The sequence below is a fragment of the Nocardia sp. CA-084685 genome (assembly GCF_050955785.1).
Lineage (GTDB): Bacteria > Actinomycetota > Actinomycetes > Mycobacteriales > Mycobacteriaceae > Nocardia.
The window spans coordinates 8,133,158-8,152,446 of sequence record NZ_CP192094.1; the positions used below are offsets into that span (position 1 = coordinate 8,133,158).

Annotated in this window: 1 protein-coding gene (cut by both window edges); it reads right to left on the reverse strand. The window is 66.8% G+C overall.

All 19,289 nt of this window come from inside a single coding sequence — locus tag ACQP2U_RS36125, LacI family DNA-binding transcriptional regulator (protein WP_433711634.1), on the reverse strand. Of the gene's 100,644 coding nucleotides, 41,435 precede the window and 39,920 follow it; the stretch shown corresponds to coding positions 41,436-60,724 (codon 13,812, partial, through codon 20,242, partial); reading right to left, the first codon wholly in view occupies nucleotides 19,286-19,288. The start codon and the stop codon both lie outside this window.

Here is a 19,289-nt window from a genome sequence, read left to right on the forward strand (position 1 = left end):
GCAGGTCCCGGCCGCGCTCAACCCGGAACCCTGCCCGGTCCAACAGCTTTGCCGACGCGCGCTGCGATCGGCTCCAAGTCTCGGTCGAGCCGAGGATCGCCCCGGCAGATTCGGTGCGCATCCCGACCGCCGAGCCGCGGATACGTCCCCTCGGCGCCGCGCGAGCGATGATTTCGGCACGATCGCGACCTTCGACGAACAGCTTGCCCGAGCCCGGCGTCTTTTCGACGACAATCCCGAGTACTCGGCCGACCTTTCCGGACCATTGGGCGAGCCACGCCCGGACCTCGGCATCGCCGACCCAGCGCTGCACTTCCCCGCCGACCTTCTCGAAGACCTCGATCCGGCCGTCGGCACGCATCTTCACGGCGAACGCGTGCCCACCCGCATCACCGAATTCCATGACACCGGCCACTGCCCGGCGCTTACTCGGATCCTTGCGGGCCGCCGGATCGTCGACCAACCGCAGTACCGCGAGCAGTCCTTCGGTCCCGAGCCCGAACCCGTCCTCTTTCCACTCGAGGCCGATCCCGCGTGCGATCGCCTCCTCATAGACACCGTGCTGATCGATTTCCGGCGAATCGGCCAACCCCGGCCCGCGCGGCGCGCCGATCTCGTCCTGGAAGTCGTTGACGAAACCGACCATCGCCGGCGCACAGTTGAACGGCGCATTCCGCAGCACATCCGGGAGTTCGAATGTGGCTGTCTCGCCGGTGACTTCGATGCCGCTCCCGGCGATCAGCGCCGGATCGGCCGCACCGACACCACGATGCACACCATCGCTGCCGCCGATCGCCGGCGGCGTCGATACCGGCGATTCAGGAATATCGGTGACATTCGACAGCGCGGTATGTCCGAAATCCTCCAACGCCTCCCGGATACGCGTCAGCTTGGCCGGATCAGCCGGCTCGAGGCCCCGCAGGAAACGGCGGACCAAGTTGGTGCCTACCTCGGCTCGCCGCGCGACATCCCGTACCTGGGCATTCGACAGTCGCCGTGGCACCTGTCCGGCGGAATCGGTAGCTACCACGGAATCCACTGTGGCCGTGGCCGATCCATGCCAGCGGGCCGCGAGATAACGGTCGACGAGCTCAACCAGCTCGACCAGCTCGGGCGAACCCAGATCCTCGGCCATCCGCCGCAGCGCGGCCAACGGCTGTTCGGGATCTCCGAGCACAAATCCACGGTCCAACTCCGGCACAGCCAGAATCCGGCACAACAGGCGGTCCAAGCGCTCGGCGTCGGCCGCTCCCTGTGGCTGGAGCGACAACCTCAGCCTTTCGCGTGCGGCATGCGAGCGCCCCGCGGCCTTGTTTACGGTCATCGTGCGCTCTGAGATCCTCGCGTCGGCTCGCACCCGTTCGCCCAGCAATGCCGCAACCTGCGCCGCGACATCATCGACGTCCCGGTTCAGCACCATGTGCTGCCACTGCCGAGCCGACATCAGCCGCAGTTGCATCTGGATGATCTCCACCGCGTGCCGCAACCTGCCCTGGGTGAGCACACCGCGCTTCAACCCCAGCCGTTGTGTCAGTTCATTGACCAGAATGGAGATCGCACCGTCGTCGGGCGCCGTGTCGCCGTCGGGTACCGGCCTTTCGGGTACAGCAGCAACGTCGTCCGGCTCCGACGCCCGACGCCCGGCACCATCGGAGGGGTCGGCCGCTCGGAACACCCCGTCATTCGACGATGCGGCCCCGCCATCTTGCGGCGGCGTGCTCGACGGCCCCGGTGGAAGTGGGCCGACAGCGCCGCCATCGGACGGGTCGTCGGGGGCATCTGGCCGGTAGGCCACCAACTGCGTGTCGGCATCCCGCGCCCAAATTCGGCCGTTCGTGGCCCCGTCGTCGAAGGTAGCGCTCAGTGCCTCCACCCATGGACGCGCCCGCTCCTGCCACACGAAAGCCGCTTCGATGGGATCCGACTGGGCAAGGACCTCAGCCACCGGCTCAGCTATCCGACGGAGGTCCCTGTCGAAACTCTGTCGCTCGGGTTCCGGCCAATCTGGCAAGTCCGCCCCGGGTACCCGCTCCGACAGTGCCTCGAGGAGTTCCAGGACGACGTTCGCCGCCGCGGGCAGCTCCGGCGCGATTTCCAACAGCCGCAACTGCTGGTCATCCGCCTTCCGAAGATTCATGCCTTTGGTGTAGAACCACAGTTCATGGGCCAGACGCCACACGATGGCGTTCAACTGCCGCCCGGTGCGGATCGTCTCCTCGATCGGGAACGCCACGCCGACACGGTGCGCGTCCACCTCGATTGCAGCCCGTCCGAGCAGTGTCCTGAGCTGTGCGATGCCTGTATTTACGTTGGCGCATTCGCCGACCGCCCACTCGGCCACATCCTCGTACTCTTGGTCGACAACGTCAGATCTTTGCTCGTGGACGGAATAGTCGAGGTTGACGGGAACGCCCACCAGCCGCGCAACCGCCGCCGCGGCACTGATGTCACTGGATCCGCTATGAGACATGTCCCCTTTTCGCGGCTTTTCCAGTGCCTTGCCGATCTTCCGCGCCAGGCGCTCCGGTTTCGAGTCGCTCATCACCGAGAACCACTGCGCCAGAATGCTGGACACCGCGGCACCCCGTGGCGCCCCGGCCTGATTACGCGAAACTTGGTATCGGCCATTGCTGAGGTCGAACGTCAGCGTGATCGCCTCACCCAGACCGGAAATCGCAACCGGATATCGGTTGTCTCCTGCGACGTTCTCGTCCGGCACGGTCGAGTGGTCCACCGAGGACGGCAACGGCCGTTCTCGAATCGCCATGCTGTACAGCACGCCCGCGGGATGATCCGACTGCCGCAGCTCGGGGTGGTCGCGTGCCATCCGGTATCCGAATTCGAGTATGTCGCTGCGCAACCGACCGGCGACGACCTCGTCCCAATACGGAAGGTCGGATTCCCACGCCCCGTTCTGGTGGTTCAGCGCCCACGGGTCGCGGCGGCGCGCGTCGTTTCGCTCCTTTTTCTGGTTGAAGTCCACCTCACTGTTCTGCCTGCGCTTCGCCTCCTCCTCTTCGGTGTAGAACGCGTCCGTGCCGAGCAAACCAAGCCACTTACGCCACGAGGGCGCGGTCTCACCGTCCTGGTGCCGCGACCAGCACAAGGTCAGGTACTGCGACACCAGCCCGGCGACGGCCTCGTCCCAGGTCGGACGACGGTACGGGCCCTCCGCCTCGTCGCGGGTGATCGACCGGGTATGCACCCTGCCGTCCGGGTGCGCGGTTACTTCCAAGTACTGGATGTGGGTTCCGGAGCGCCACAGCACGTCTCGGTAGTAGTCGCTGTCCATGGCCAGCTCGGCGAGCGCCTCCAGGTGCTTGCCCTTCTCAGCGGCGACGACCAGCAGAAACCCCATACCGTCATACGACACGACATGGTGGCTGAGCTTGCGGTCCAGGCGCCAGCCGTCGTTCCGCCTGTGGTAGTGACTCATCTCCTGGTCGATAACCCGACTGCAGGCATTCTTTTCGAACGACTCGGTCGGGGCGAGTAGCGACGGTTTGGCTGCCGCGGGCAGCGCGGACACCGCCCGCGGTGGTGGTGCGACCGCCCGACGGCGCGCGGGCAGGTCTTTGGTAGCGCCCTGCAGCGCCGCACGAATCCTGTCCATCACCTCAAAGGAGTAGCGGTCCGCGAAATCTATTTCACGAGCAAGGAAGGCGGACAACGCATTCTGTTTTTTGGAAACACGCATCCCGTAGCCGGTGTAGTCGCGGCTGACCGCGACCTTGGGGTACCCGAGAGCGCGCACACCGAGCGACCACTCCTCGTCGTATCGGAATTCCGGTCGCGTCAGCTCGGGCAGCGGTATCTGGCGCAGGTAGAGGCGGTGCAGCACCTCCGCGGGATGGCCAGGCACCACCATCGAGTCCGCCTCCGCCATCCGGTAGCCGATCCCCATGATGTTGCTGCGGAGCCGACCGACGAAGATGTCGTCTGTATCCGGGAGGTCGGCTGTCGACTCGTCGTTGACGTGGTTGATCGCGGTCGGATCCTGGCGGAGCGCATCGTATTCCGGTTTCCGCGCGTTGTACGCGCCCTTGCGGAGCCGGGTCGGTACGTCCTTCTTCTGGTAGAACACATTGTCGCCGAGCAACAGCAGCCAGTCTTCGAGAGAGTCCGCGGTAGTGCCTGCCTTGCGGGCCTGCACGTAGCCTTCGACCAAAGCCCCGCAGGCTTCCTCAAATGTCGCGCGGCGGTACGGGCCCTCCGCCTCGTCACGGGTGATGGGCTCGAATTCCACCTCGCCGCGGGGCCATGCTGTGGCTCGCACATACCGGATCCCCAATCCGGGCCGCCACAGCGCGTCGGCGAATTCCTCATGTTCGGTGAGCAATTCGTTCAATGCCGCCACATGCTGGTCACGCCGCGCCACCACGAACAATTGGTTCAGCTCCGGGAACCAGGCGATCTGACCGGTGAGCTGCTCGCCGCCACCGGTGCGCTCGAGCTCCTCCTCCACGGCGCGCTGCATGGCACGGCGGTCGCCGTCGGATCCTGACGCTTCGACAGGTGGGCGCGCGCCGATCGGTCCCTTGGGACCACGGCGCGGCTTCGGCCGGCGTTCGGGGCCGAGTGGATCCTTCGGCCGACCGGCCTCTTCGAAGATGATCCAGTTGATCTCGGTCGCACCGGCGGCCGCGGCCTCGGCGATCCAGGTGTCCGCATCGGCGCCGCGCACGATGCCGCCCACGGCATTGTCGAAAACGATGACTTCGCCGGGCTTCAGGTTCAGATGTGCGTTGCGGGCCGCGTATTCCGCGGTGACCTTGAATACCGCGAACGCGTGCGCGCCCTTGTCCGCGAAGTCCATCGTGCCGGCGATGGCACCGCCATGCGACCACACGTGTTCCACCACGGCTTTCAAGCCGTTCAGGCCGTGACCGGCCGGCGAATCCTCCCAGTTCGCATCGAGTCCGCGGGCAAAGGAGAACCCGGTCATCCCTTGCGCTGCAAGGTCTTTGGTTACCCTCGCGGGTTCGATGCGACCGCCCAAGGGGCCGAAGAAATCCTTGACCTCCGCTTGTACGAGCGCACCGCAGATCCGTTCGCCCCGGTGCTGATGGGCGCCGATCCGATCCCATTCCCAGGACACGACGCTGCCGTCGGCGGCGGTCGCCCGGCCACGGCCGTACCCGCCGGACACCTGGTAGCCGAGGTCACGAATGGCCTGCAGCACCCGCTCGCGGGTCCACAGGTCGACAGACTGGTTCGCCAGCACCCGTTCGACAGTCGTCGAGCTCGTTCCCGCACGCTCGGCGACATCAGCGATGGTGACCCGGCGGCGAGGGGTGCCGACGTCGAAACCGAGCCGCTCCCCTTCTGTTGCCAGCCGCCGCGCGGTATTCGCGGCCACCGGACGTCCGTGGTGGGCTCGGTGTGCTTGTGCCAGGCCGGTTCCGGCCGCGTCCGCCACCTCGGCCAGCCCGACCCGCATTCGCACGCCCGGACGTACCGGCCCCCGCTTGCGAGGCTGGTAACCGGTTTCGGCGATCGCTTCGGTCACCTTCTGCCGCGTTTCCTCGGACACCGGCAGACCATTGATCACCCTGCTGACCGTGCTGGGGACAACCCCGGCCGCCCTTGCCACATCTTGAAGCGTTACGGTCCGGACTTTGTCCGCCGGCGCCGCATCGACAAGGTCGGCGATATCGGCGAGGGCACCGCCCAGATCCGAATACGCCTGCAGCACAACCCGTCTGTTCTCGATGGAGCCCTTGCGCTGCCCGAGAATCCGGTACACCGTGCTCTCGGACAATCCGGTCTCCCGCGCGATCGCGGGGATCGACGGTCGAACCGCCGGACGCGAAGTCTGCTCGGTGTCGGTGTGTGATGCCTGCTCGGCGATGGCGGCCGCCCTGGCCTGCAGATCCTGGAATGCCTGCAGCACGACGCGCCTGGCCTGTGCGGAACCGCCCCCTTGGTTGAGAACCTTGTACACAATGCTCTCGGACAGCCCCGTCTCACGCGCGATCGCGAAGGCCGACGGTCGGCCCGCGTGGTCCAAGAGTGGGTGGGATGCGTTGTCGTCGAGATCAGCGAGCGTGCCGCCCAGATCCTCATAGGCTTGCCGCACAACGCGCTTGGTCTCCGCGGACCCCTGCTGCTTCCTCAGAGCCCTGTGCACCGCGCTCTCGGAAAGGCCCGTTTCCTGTGCGATCGCGGCGATCGACGGACGGCTCGAAGGACGTGGCTCCCGCTCAACGGGTGCCTGCACCGGCGCCGCCTCGATATCGAGCGCTCCGGCCAGTTCCGCAATGGCAGAACGAAGCATGTCGACCAATACGGACCCGTCGAAACCGGTGGTCTCGGCCAGGGCGGTGAGAGCTTCCCCGTCGCGGAACCGGCCCAGTACGATCGTGCGTTCGCCCTGGCTGCGCAGTCCGATCAACGCGTCCCACATCCGGTCCGCTTCCACCTGCGCCAGCCGCTCGGCCAGCGGAGAGTACCTCAGGAATTCGGACATCCGGCGTTGGAAGTGCGAGTACTCGCGTCGGAAGTGGTCGAATGCGAGCCGTTCCGACGCGATGGCGAGAATCCGCTTCGAGGTGAGTTGCCCGCGTGTCAGATATTCCCGGGCCGCTCGCTCGAACGTGTCGCGCGCAACGGTTGCCACGACTTCACGGTTGCCGCGAGTCTGGGCCGACAGCCGATCTGTGAGCTGCTTGCCATACCGCCGATTCAGCTCCGCCGCCACGTCGGTCTCGCGTGCGGCAGCCGCCGCGCCAGGTGATTTCGGACGTCGATAATCGGTGGTCGGGTCGGAGACCCGGGCAGGCGGGGCCGGCATCAGCTCATGCGGGCGGACCGGATCCGCGGTGACGCTCAGATCCGCTCGCCCGGCGATCCAATGCTCTTCACCGGCCGGGAACAGCCGGGCGGCGCGGCGACTCCAGTGTTCGACCGGCTCTCCCTCGCTGTCGAATTCGATGACATCGACCCGGCCCACAGCGTCGGCTTGGCGCGCAAGCCAGTCGGATACGGCGGTTTCGCCGACGATCCAGCCGTTCACCGCCTCCGGATCGCCGGAATCCAGAACCGCGATCTCGCCCACCCGGTCGTGCAGGACCGGATAGGCGTCGGCCAAAGCCTCGTCGACCTTGGTGACGGCGATGGCGTGATGGCCGATCTGCTCGGTCCGCCCCACGCCGCGGTCGAGGACCGGCTGCAGGACTTCGACCACCGCCGCGACCATGCTCCGATGGTCGAACTTCACCGCGTTCACTGCCATTCGCAGGCCCACGACGCCGTGTCCGTAGGGACTCGGGCTGCCATCGGGATCTCGGCGCCAACCGCCGCGCAGGGAGGTCGCAAACTCCTCGTCGGTCTGACCGTCCATACCCGCTTCGACGATTACCGGCCGGATCTTCGCGCCGTGGGCGCCCAACCGGATACGAGCCGCCTGCTCCACCCGAGTGGCGCAGTTATTGTCTGCGGCTTCCGGCGGCGCGCCGACCATACCGGCCAGGCCGATACTCGGGCGCTCAGCGAAATCGACTACCGCGTCGAGGTTTTCGTCGAACTCGATACCGCTGATCACGGCGTCGCTGCCGGCGGTCACGCGTTGCATCCAGGCCGCGATCGCCGTATCTCCGACAACCCAGCCACCATTGCGGGCCGCAACGGGATCGGCGTTGTCGAACACAACCACATCGCCTTCGCGCAGTTGCGAGTTCGTCTCGGCCAGTGCCGTGTTCACGCGCATGATAGCGAAGGCGTGCGCGCCGATGGCACCGTGATCGACTACGCCCGCGATGGCGGCCCGGTCTCCGCGGCGCATCTCGCCGTTGCGCACCGCGTCTAGGGCCTTCTCCAGCCCGGCTACGCCCCGGCCGAACGGCTGCTCGCGCCAGCCCGCGGCCAGACCGGCGGCGAAGGACCGGTCGGTCATGCCGTCCATTACCAGCTCGCCGGTCAAGGGTGCGGGAGTGATCCGAGATCCGTTGGCGCCCAGCAGTTGCTGGAATTTCAGCTCTACTTCGCGACCGCATACCTTGGCGTGTTCGGTCGGGGGGCCATTGCGCCTCGCGGCGCGCACCGTTACCGGTGCGCCCAGGAGATCGGCGAATCCGCTTGCGAAATTCGTTGTCCCGACCGGCTTTTCGGCACTTTCCTGATTCACCTGGGTCGGAGCCGTTGCCAGATCCGCATCCGCGACGGCTCCGTCGGCTTCGGTCACCGTCACACCGGTGAGTCCCTGCGCGGTTCTGCTCCAGACGGTCAGGGTTCGCTCGCCCGGCGCACCCGATATCGACGCGTGCGCGTACGCGGCACCCGTGGCGACCGCGTCGCGGATCCGACGGCCGACACCGGCCATTGCGGCGTCGGCTGCCTGGCGTGGTGTCGCCCAGTCCTGAGTCAGGCGGCGAATCACCTGTTCCAGTGCGGTGATACGCCTCGGGTGGCGGTCATCGAGCCGCGCCGATACTTCCAGCGCCAGCTGTTCGCCGCCCACTACCCGCAAGCTCATCCGGGCCGTGCCGGTCTCGGCCATATCCAGCAGATCCAGCCGGTACCCGGTGTACGCGGACTCGTTCTGTCCGGTGCCCGACGAGTCCGGGGCATCCGCGGTGTGCCCGGGCCGGTGCTGTTCGGTGCGCACTTCGCTGGCCGGGTACAGGTCGTAGCGATAGAGACCGGAGCCGCGCTCCGTACCGGCGGTGACGTCGCGCTCGGCGCCGGTTGCGGGATCGCGCTCCATCTCGAATGCCGACGTCACCACCGCGGTGTCGACGGCAGCCGCCACCAGGGCCCGGGTATCGGGGTCGATATCGGTGTTCTCGGCCAGCAGAGCACGGGTTCCGTAGATGTCGGTGGGTACCGGCTCGAGCGGATCGGCGGCCGGCGAGGTTTCCTGGGCCGGTGCGAAGATGCTGAACCACATCGCCTTGCGATACGGATGGCGCCGGTCCTGAACGAGTACATATCCGCCCAGCTGATCCACGCTCGCGGCGACGATGAGGCGGCCGCGGTTGCGCTCCACCTTCCGGTCCTCGACCGGCTTTTCGGGTTCCGTCTCGGTGGCGGCGGCCGGGCTTTCGTCTTCGGCCGCCATGAGGTCGTCGGCTGCCGACAGATCGAAATCGAAACCCAGGTCGAAGTCACCGCCCTCTTCCAAGCTGGCCAGGAACAGGTCGGCCCGCTCGCCCGACGAGGCATCGTCGGGGATCTCGCTGATCTGTTCCTGCTCCGCGGCTTTCCCGCCGCTCGGCATCGGTGGCGGGAAGTGGCTGCTGACATCGAGGACTTCCACCAGTACGCGCTTCGGAGCCCGCGCATTGCCCGGCGTCTCGATAATCGTCGCGCGCACCAGCACCGGCCCCTGAGTGTGGTCCAACGCGTTGGAGGCCCACTCGGAGATCGCCAGCTCGGCCTGGTCTATCGAATCCTGCGGCCACTTGTCCTTTTTCAGGATCGCGACCAGCCAGGCCCGCACCTTCGAGAGCTCGGCCCGCCGCTCACCGGTCCCCATTCCGACGAGTAGTTGCTCGTGCTTGCGGCGGTCCTCCTCCAGGCCGGTCCCTGGACGCTCCACGAATTCGATCCGGAAAGTATCGGTGTCACTGTCGGATTCGAATCGCCAGCGGTCCGGCAACTCCCCCAGCGCCCGGGAGGCCGCGATCATCGCCTCGTCGGACAATGCCGCCCCGGTGAAGACGACATCGATCCGCATTTCCCGGCCACCCGCGCTGCCCTCCACGCGCGGCCGCAGCGTCACCCGCGCTCCTGGAGTGTGGGCGAGCACCACGTCCACGACAGTTGCCGCCAGCCCGAGTACCGCGGGTGGTTTCGGGAGCGACTTCGCGGGCAGTCCGTCCGTCGGTTCCGTCGGCGGTAGCGCGGCCTGGGTGTCGGGCGAATCGTGCCAGCCGTACCAATACATCAGGTCGGCGCACTCTTCGAGAACCTCGTGGCGGCGCTGTTGCCAACCGGCGCGATCCAGTGCCGGTGGGGCCAGTGCTCGGATCGCGAGCTCGGCGGCGAGGATGCTCTGCGCTCGGTCTGTGGCGTGCAGGTCCTCATCGACGGTCAGGCCCTCGAACGGCTGCATTTGCTCGGAGGTGACGTCGGGGTCGCGCTGCACGAAAACCTGTTCGTCGACCCATGTTTCGTGAATCTGCGCGGCGACCAACTCGAGTGCCGTCGGTGTGGACAGATCCACGCCACCAGCCTGCACCGCCAGCGCGATCCGCACTGCGATCTCGGCCCGGCGCCGGTTCACCTTCTGGAAGTATTGCGGCAGTTTCTCGAAGGTCAGATTCGCGATATCGACTTGCGCGCTCTTCGGTGTGCCGGCCGGGATCTTCGAACCGTCCGGCATTCGCAGCTGCTTGGTGTAGGTCGTCTCGGTGTCGCGGAACAGCTCTCGGAAGCTCTCGTGCAGCTGGACGGCGACCTCGCCGGCCAATTGTTCGATCCGCGCTTCCATGTCGTGCGCGAGCCGGTCGTTTTCGCTGTCCTCACCCTCGACCCGATCGACGCTGCGCATCAACGCATTCGGGTCCGACAGCAACCGCACTTCGGTGACGAACGCTCGCACCGCCCGGCGTTCCAGCTCCTCGAGCTCCGATACCGACCGCTGTGTGGCCGCGGCGAGGGTATCCAGATCATGCCGATGGACGTGGTGCTCCCACACGATCCACCGCTCGTCCGGCGATGCCAACGACGCGAGCGCGGCCTGGAGCACCTCGGGCGCGACGGCGGTCAGCGGACCGCCCGGGGCCGATCCCGAAGCCGCACCGGCGATCAGGTCGTCGTCGACCCCGGCCGCGCGCAGGAACGACGCCCACACCCGTTCGGTGAGTGCTCGGCGCGCCCGTTCTTCGGCCACCACCAGGCCGATCTGGCTCATGAACCAGGTGTTGGATCGCTGTCCCGACGGCAGCGTCTTGGCGAAGACCAGATCGAAGACCCGCTCTCGCAGCCGGGCCGCTACCTCCTTGTCCTCCACCTCGAACTTCAGCCACTCCAGCAGCGCGGCGTCCTGTGCGGCACGGAATTCGCGGACGGCATCGCGATCTCCGCTCTGCGCGGCGCGCAGCAACGCGGCTCGCCGGTCGTCCGAATCCGGGGTCACCGGCGTGGTGGCACCGTCCTGGGTGGTGCCGGCCGCCTGCTCACCGACGATTTGCGCCGTCGCCCACTGCGGCAGCATGGCGGCGATCAATTCGACGAAACCGCGTGGACGGCCGGGCGACTCGCCCTCCGGCTGCCGCTGTCCGGGCAGCAGCCCATCCGCACGACCCGGCCCGGTCTCCGGTTGCCGCTGCCCCGGCACAGTTCGGTCCGCACCCGGTGTGGCGTCTGCTCGGCGCTGCCCGGGAACCAGGGGCCCGACGAGCCCGAGTGCATCACGAACGCGCTGTTCGACGGACTCGTTGTGCAACGGCTGACCGTTGCGCACCTTCATGACCGCGTTCACCGAGGTCCCGGCAATCCACGCGACCGCCTCCGGTGTCCGCGGGTGGGGCAACCGAGACTCGATCCGGGTGGCGGCGCGCCGAATCCGTTGCGCGACACGCTCGTCGATTTCCAGACCTGCCAGCAGATCCACGACGGTGACCTCGGCTACCCCGGCCTTGTCCGCCACCTTCTTTATGCGGGCATGCTCGGGTAGCTGCTCCAACGCATCATAAGCATCGAATTCACCTGCGGCCGAGGATGTTACGCCGTCTCCCACCCCTTCCGGTGGCTGCGCATCCGGCATTCTCCTCGGTGCTGCCGCGTATACCGGTGCCGAGGCGGAAATCAATCCTTCGACACCGCGCGCCGGCTGAGCCTCCCATTCGACCAGCTGCAATAGCGTCTCGAAAACCTTTGCCCCGGACGCAGTTTCGACCGAGAGCCGCCCATCGAGCACCCAAACGACAACGTCCTCGTCGACGCGGGCAGCCGCAGCGATCGCCGCGGTTCGGCGCATGACGGCATGCAGGCTGATCGGCAGGTCCGGGTAGCGCAACTGCATGGCGGCGGCCAGCACGCGACGGTGCGACAGGTCGCGCACCGACGCACGCCGGGACACCACCTCTCGCACCGTCGCGGGCGAAACCCCAGCCGCAGCGGCCACATCCCACGCCGTCGCCCACGGATCCGACTCGGTTTCCACTTCCGGATCCGCCGACACCGGCGCGGTCAACTCCAGGCCGTGGTCGTCCGCCGCCGCGGCGACCCGGGCGCCGATCACACCGGGTACCGGCATTCCCTTGACCACAGACAACACCGTCCGGACCGACACCGCGGCATCCACAGCCACAGCACGCCACAGCGGTAGTTGTGGTGGGTCTCCCCCGCCGGAGTCTTCATTCGGAGGCCCGGCCATCCGCGCACCCACCGGCTTCGCGGGTCCCAGCAGCGACATCGGCTGCCGATCGCCCAATCTCTGCTTCGGTGCGCCGTCGTCACCGAACAGCAGGCGGTGCACCTTCCGCACATCCGGACCGGCGCGGTGTATCCACCGGGTGATCGCGACATCACCGACGATCCACCCACCGTCGGTCTCGTCGTACCCATTGTCGAACACCGCGACTCGACCGATCTGCCCCTGCAGTTGCGGGAACTCCTCGATCAGCGCCTGATTCACCCACACCACGGCGACCGCGTGCGCGAAACCCTGACCGCTGATATCCAGCACCGCCGCGGCCATGGACACGTCGTTGTCGTCCAGACCGACCTGCCACACCAAGTCGGCCAGCGCCGCCGGCCCCGTCAACGACGAGTTCGACTCCCAGTCCGCATCCAAACCCTTCGCGAACACCGCCCCGGTCATCCCCGCTGTAATGATCTCCCAGTCGTCGACCGAGGCCGGATTCATTCCGGCGGCGGCCTCCTCCCCTGCACCGGCCACGATCACCTGCTGGACCTTCGGGCCGCACACCAGTTCGGGAGTATGAGCCGCATCCACATCGTAAGCAGTCGTGGCCATGTCGGCCTCGGGGACGGTCCGGATCGTGGGCGCCTCGGGGGCCTGCGGAGGCAGTGCGGGCCGGTACTTTTCGGTGATCTCGGCCAGCGCGGTCTCGAGCTGTTCCTCCGCCCACACGTCCATGTCGACGCCGATGCCGACGGCGAAAACGGCCAGGTCGTCAGGCGCGACGTCGACGGTACGACCGGCGGCCAGCAGGTCTGCTTGATTCACCAACCATCGCAGCTCCTCGTCAGCTGCGGCATGTCGCTTGGAGCTCGCCAGCAGTTGATTCAGACCGCGCAGGCGGCTTTCCAGCCTGGACACCTCGGCCACGCGCGGGTCGTTCATGGTTTTCAGGAACTCGATCGCGACATGTATCCGACGCGGATCCACTTCCCTGTCCGGCAGCCGCAACCGTTCACCCAGATCCCGGAGCAACTCGTCATGCAGCCTGCTCACCCGATCCGGGTCGGTGCCCGTGCCGATGGGCACATCAAGGGCCCCGCACTGCCCTTCCAGTCCCCGCCGCAGGGCGCCACGATGCGCATAGGCCTCCGCCACGGCATTTTCCAGAGTGCCGATGCTCGACATCTCGACCGAGTCCCAAGTCTGGGAGCGCAGATACGCGGCTTCGATATCGATAATCGCCAATTCGGCTGCCAGGGTTATCAATTCGACAAGACGGTTCCGATGCTCAGGAGCGCGTGCCGAGGCCGACAGTTCGGAGACCCAGTCCCGAACCCGGCGCAGGTCCAGCTCGTTCAGCGTTTCCAGAGTCCAGAGCTCCGAGCCCGCGTCGAGCTCGCTGGTGCTGTCGGACAACGCTTCCTGGATCACATCGGCGATCCGCACCGCGAGGACCTGGCGCCGAGCGAGCGCACCCACCGCTTCCCGAATCTGTCGGCGGTGGTTCAGCGCGGTCGAGAGCTGTGCGTCACGCCCCGTGCGCCGATACTCGCCGAGGCGGTTCCGCAGCGCGGCAGCCAGTCGCAATTGTGCTGCGAGCCCAGCACATTCGTCGAGAATCGCCGCATTGCCCGCAGCGGGATTTCCCGCGGCGAGCAGATCCTGCAAGGTGTCATCTATCCGGTCGGGTTCCAGTGCCTGCGCAGGCAGCCGCGGAGCGGAGCCGCCGAACCGCAGGTTTGCGATCAGCCGATCGATCTCGCCTCGGATTTCGGCCGCCTCTGCCTGAGCGTCCGCCAGCAACAGGGCGACACTCTCGACGGGGGTCGAGGACCGGACCGGAGCCGAATCCCCTGATACAGCGTCGATCTCGCGCCGCCGATACAGCAGCGCCGCGGCATGCCGTAGCCCCGGTACACCGGCCGGCAGGCCGACAAGATGGCCGTACGGGCGCTGTCCGTACGGGTGCAGCGCCCGGCGGGCAGCATGCTCGGCCACGATTTCGAGTACGAACCGCTCGGCTGCCGATTCGGCCGTGGCCGACTCGGCCACACCACCGGAACCCGCGGGCCGATCGGTGTCGGCCACCCGGACGGTGAAGACCAGTGCGGCATCGGGCGACGACCGCCGCAGCATCCGGAACTGCGTGGTCACCAGGGAGATCGGCGAATTCAGATTGCCGGTCTTCGCGCTGCCCAGCATGAGCCACTGCACTGTGTCCGCAGCGCTGGGCTTTCCGAGGCCGATCCTCAGTTCCAGATCGCCGTCCGGGAGGCGGGTGCGCGACAACAACTGAACCCCATGCTCGTCCAACTCACGCCGCAGGAGCTGTCGAACCATTTTTATCGCTCGGTCCGTGTCGCTGACCTCCGCGACTCGCCGCCGGTGTGCGACATCGGACGGCGCCCCAGCGGCGATTGCCGCGTCGGCTTCGGCCGTATCGGTCGCCAATGTTGTTTGGTTGGCCTCGTGACGCACCTCGTGGGGTAGACCGACGGCCTGGGCCAAGACCTCCGGATGGCGCCTCCTGAGCAGCTCTCGCACGTAACTCGGCCACCCGCGCCACCTCCTCGCGTTGGCCGCACCCACCTGGGCCGCCTCGTCCGCAGTCGCACCGGCGGGCAGCACCATGTCCTGGAGGCTCGACATCCCGGCCCACCGCAATGCGTCGCGGATGATCTTTTCCGGATCGTTCACCGGCGACACCGTCGCCTCGGGCATGGATGCGCTGGAGGAAACCTGATGGCGTTGAGTGCTCAGTCCAACCCTGTTCAGGGGACGCATCACATCTCGGGAAGCCTCTTCGTGCCCGATAACTGTGATATCGGTGTTCGACCAGGGTTGCACGCCACGTACGGACGCCAGCTCCGTCACGAACGCCTCGAGTCCCCTCGCGTCCCGTCCACACCACAGCACCGCCGTCGGCGGATCCGCGGGCGTCGCCCGCGAGGCGTGGTCGAGCACTGTATTCAGACCGTCATCGGCTGCCACGTCGGACTCGCTGCCGAAGACGTGGACCTGAACTTCCGGCACCTGCGTGGATTTCGGGTCCCCAATGGTGAGCACCACCTGTTGGGGGTCGCCGAAGTTCAAGCGCAGCAACCGAACCCGTGGATGTCCCGGCAGGTGGGTGGCCCACCGCTCGGCGATCAGCAACCGATTGATCCAGTTGTCGACCTCGGCCAGGTCTCGCACATTCTCGGCACTGGGCTGCTCGATACCCTCCAACTCCTGCCTGCGCCGGGCAAGCAGCATCCGGTTCAGCTCGTCGGCCATCGACTCCGGCAACTGCTCGGCGGTCGGCAGAGGTGCACCAGCGGTTTCAGCCAACCACCGTTCCACCGGATCACTCAGAAGCCCCACGATCTGCTCCTGGACCGCCGTGGGCAGATCCGCCCACCTCTGCTCCATCACCAACCGCGACAGATCCGCCGCCAGCGGGTTGAGGTCGCCGAAGCCCCTGCTGCCCGCCAGGTCCGCCTCGGCGATCACACCCGCCCAGAAGTTCTCCCACTGATGCCCCGAAACCTCGCTCGGTATCGCCGGCACCGCGGGCCGCGGCACCACATGATCGTCCGGCTGCGGCGCGCGCACACCGACCCGAATATGCTCGAATCCCCTTGCCGCAGCCGGCAATTCCCTACTGACCGGGACATCGTCGGCAGCCGAACCCGTCAGCCGCATGGCCACGACCACGGGCTCCCCGTCGGCATCGCGCGGGATCACACCCGCCGGCGGCTCCCACTCCTCGAATGCCACACCCTCCCCGGTCATTCCCTCCTCGAACAGCCGCACGACCCCATCGGCGCCGCGCTTGATGTCGACCGCATGCCCCCACTGCGCCGGCTGCCCATCGACACCCTCGTACACCAGCACCGCAACCACCGCGCCGCCGTCATTCGCCACCCGATCCCGCGCACCCGCCAGCGTGGTGATGCTCTCGTCGAACCCGACACCCACCACCCCGGGCGCATCCCGCAGCAACACACCGTCGGGCCCGGCGGTAAAACCGGCCAACCCTTCCGGTGCCGGACGCCCGACCGCCGCCCATCCATCCCGTGCCGCGACCGGCAGGCAGTTCTTGGGGCCATCCGCATGGACATGGTCGGAGGCGGGCGCAATGTGGGTAGTGACATCCGGAACTGCTGGATCGGATGGCTGTTGGGCCTGCTCTGCAAGAATCTTGCCCAGCTTTGCGACGACCCTGTGCCGCAGGCCGCTGATCGCCTGCGGCGTCTTACCCATCCGCTCGGCAAGCTCTTGGCGGTCGCTGACTTGCTCGTCGCCGAACCACAGCGCACCCAACTCCCGCTCAGCCGGAGATCTCAGGGCGGCGGCAAGCTCTGCCAGCAACTCTCGCGGCGCCTGATCCACCAGTTCCTGCGCCTGCTTGGCGGTGAGTCGGGGCTCGGTTTGCGATTCAGACAGCGGGGCGCGGGCACCGAGCTCGGCCATCGCGGCCAGAATCTTACGACCGCTGTCGGTTTCGGCTGACAGTTCACCTGTAAGAACGCGGGCTACAGTGGACTGAGCCACACCGGCACGCTCCGCAATCTCGCGCTGTGTCGGAATTTCGTCTCGTTCGAGTACCACCCGAAGTCCGCGTGGTACTGGATAACCGAGTTGCCGGGCTGCCGCGACGGCAAGGCGTTCCTGTTCGGTACCGGCCGGTTCGGTCCGGCGGAATATGACGGAAACCGTCCCCCGGTACAGCCCCGCCAGGGCCGCTACGTCGGACTGTCGGGTCCGGACATAGCTGCTCGGGTACCAGTAGTCGAGATCGAAGGCCGCCTCGAAGACCAGCCTCTGATTCTTCTTGGTTCCACGGCCCTCCAGCAGCACCCGGTGAACCGTCTGCGGTGAGACACCGGCCAGCGCCGCTACATCGGACTGCAACGGCTGCGGGACGAAACGTCCCGGCACGAAACGGTCATCGACGAAATGCGCCGGCATGAACCTGTTCGCCACGAAGAACGGATCGATTGCGGCCCGGAGGGTTTCCGGAATCGGAACCCCCAACCATTGCGCCGCAACAAGTACCCGTTGCTCAGTCTCCTCCAGCACCGGTGTTTGCCTGCCGAACACCGTTGCGACCGTCGACTGTTCGGAACCTGCCAACCGGGCTATGTCGTCTTGCGTGGGCCGCTTGGCATGTTCTATGTCTCCGAGTGCGAGGAACCGTTCAGCCAACCGAAGGAATTGTTGCGGCACTTCTGGATCGTGCGCGAGACGGGCAACAGCGTCCTCGACCCGAGCCCGATCTATCGCCCGCCAATCCTGCTCCCCCAAGATTTCCGCCAATTCCCCACGCAGCGCCCGCACTTGCTCGACACCCACCCGTCGTACTGGCGGGTACCAGAGTCCGATTCGATCAGCCGCGTCGAACACCCGTTGCTGAACGCTCGCGTCCACATTCGAAGTGCCGCTCAAGACCCTGGAAAAGACGGACTGTTGCACGCCGGCTTCGCGAGCACCCTCCGCATGAGTCGGTTGAGGGGCGAAGGATGCCTTGACGAGCTCACCGTCGACGTAGTGATCGGGGGTATACCTTTCCTCCGCGAATCTCGGGTCGATCGCCACTGCAAGGCGCGCTGGAATCGGATATCCGAGTACCCGCGCTGCCACGAGGAACCGCTGTTCGGCTTCGGTGTACCTCGGCTCACTGCGTTTGAATATCCGAGCCGCCGCAACCTCACCCAGTCCGGCCAGCCGGGCCACATCTGCACGTGTCGGCCGGGGCGGCAACAGTTTCAGCTGCGTAGCGGCGTCACGCACCCGCCGCCAAGTCGCCAGATTCTCCTCACTGCCACCGAGCACCCGGCGCACCGCAGCCTGATCTACACCAGCGGCCTCGGCCAGGTCCGCCGCAAGCTGCTCAGGCAACCGTATTCTGGCCAGAACCACCGATGTCAGCGGGAATCCGAGTGCGGTTGCCGCAGTCAGCACCGCTCGCATCACGCGCGCACTCACCCGCCCGCCATTGAGAGCCTGGTGAACGCTGCCCGGATTCACACCCGCTTCCCTCGCCACTTCAGCCGACGTGACGGGGCGTGGCGGCGGCGGAGGCAGGAAGCTGATATCCGCGGGAATCGGAACGCCGAGTTGTTCGGCGGTCGCCAACACCGACTGTCCTACTTGTGCATCGGTTTCCAGACCCGCGAATACCCGCCGAACCCGGTGGTACGGAACCCCCGACTCCCGCGCGACATCGGTCATGTTGTTGCGACGCGCCTGTGGCATCGGGGCAGGCGGAATGTCATCTACGAGTTCGGGAGCGATTGCGCGGATGGCCGCGACCACCCGGTCCCACGTCTCCGGAGTAACCTGTTTCCCGTTGCGGACCCGGCCGACCGACACTTTGGAAACCCCGGCCCTGCGCGCGATTTCGCCGGCATTCCACCAAATCGGTGGTCTCCGAGCAGCTTCCGGAAGTTCGAAACCTATGCGCGCGGCCGCCTCGACGACATTACGCCAGGTGGTGTATGTGACACGTTCGCCGTTGAGGACCCGGTTGACCTCGTTGTGCGATACACCCGCCTCACGAGCCAGCAGTGTCCGAGAGGGCGGTGACGGCGGCGGGGGCGGCGGTGCGATCAGCAGCTCCGGCGGAAGCTCGATGCCCAGCGCGACTGCCGCCGCGGCGACCTTCTGCCGACTCTCGGCCGATACCGAGCCACCGTTGAGCATTATGCGCAGTGTTTTCCTGTTCACCCCAGCTACCGCGGCCAGAGTCTGCCACTCGAATCGGGGCGTGAATTCATGAATCGAGACCAGCTCACCATTGCGGAACTCGAGTTCGAGTTCCCGCATGGCCGCCGTCACACGCTCCCGAATCGTGTCGGGGACCGATTGCCCACTGGCCATCCGCAAGACGACTCGGAAGGACACACGGGCGCGGCGCCCCACGGCATGCGCCGAAACCGGCTGCGGCAGCTTCTGCGGTCGTGCGACGTCCTCGGAAAGCTCGAACCCGATC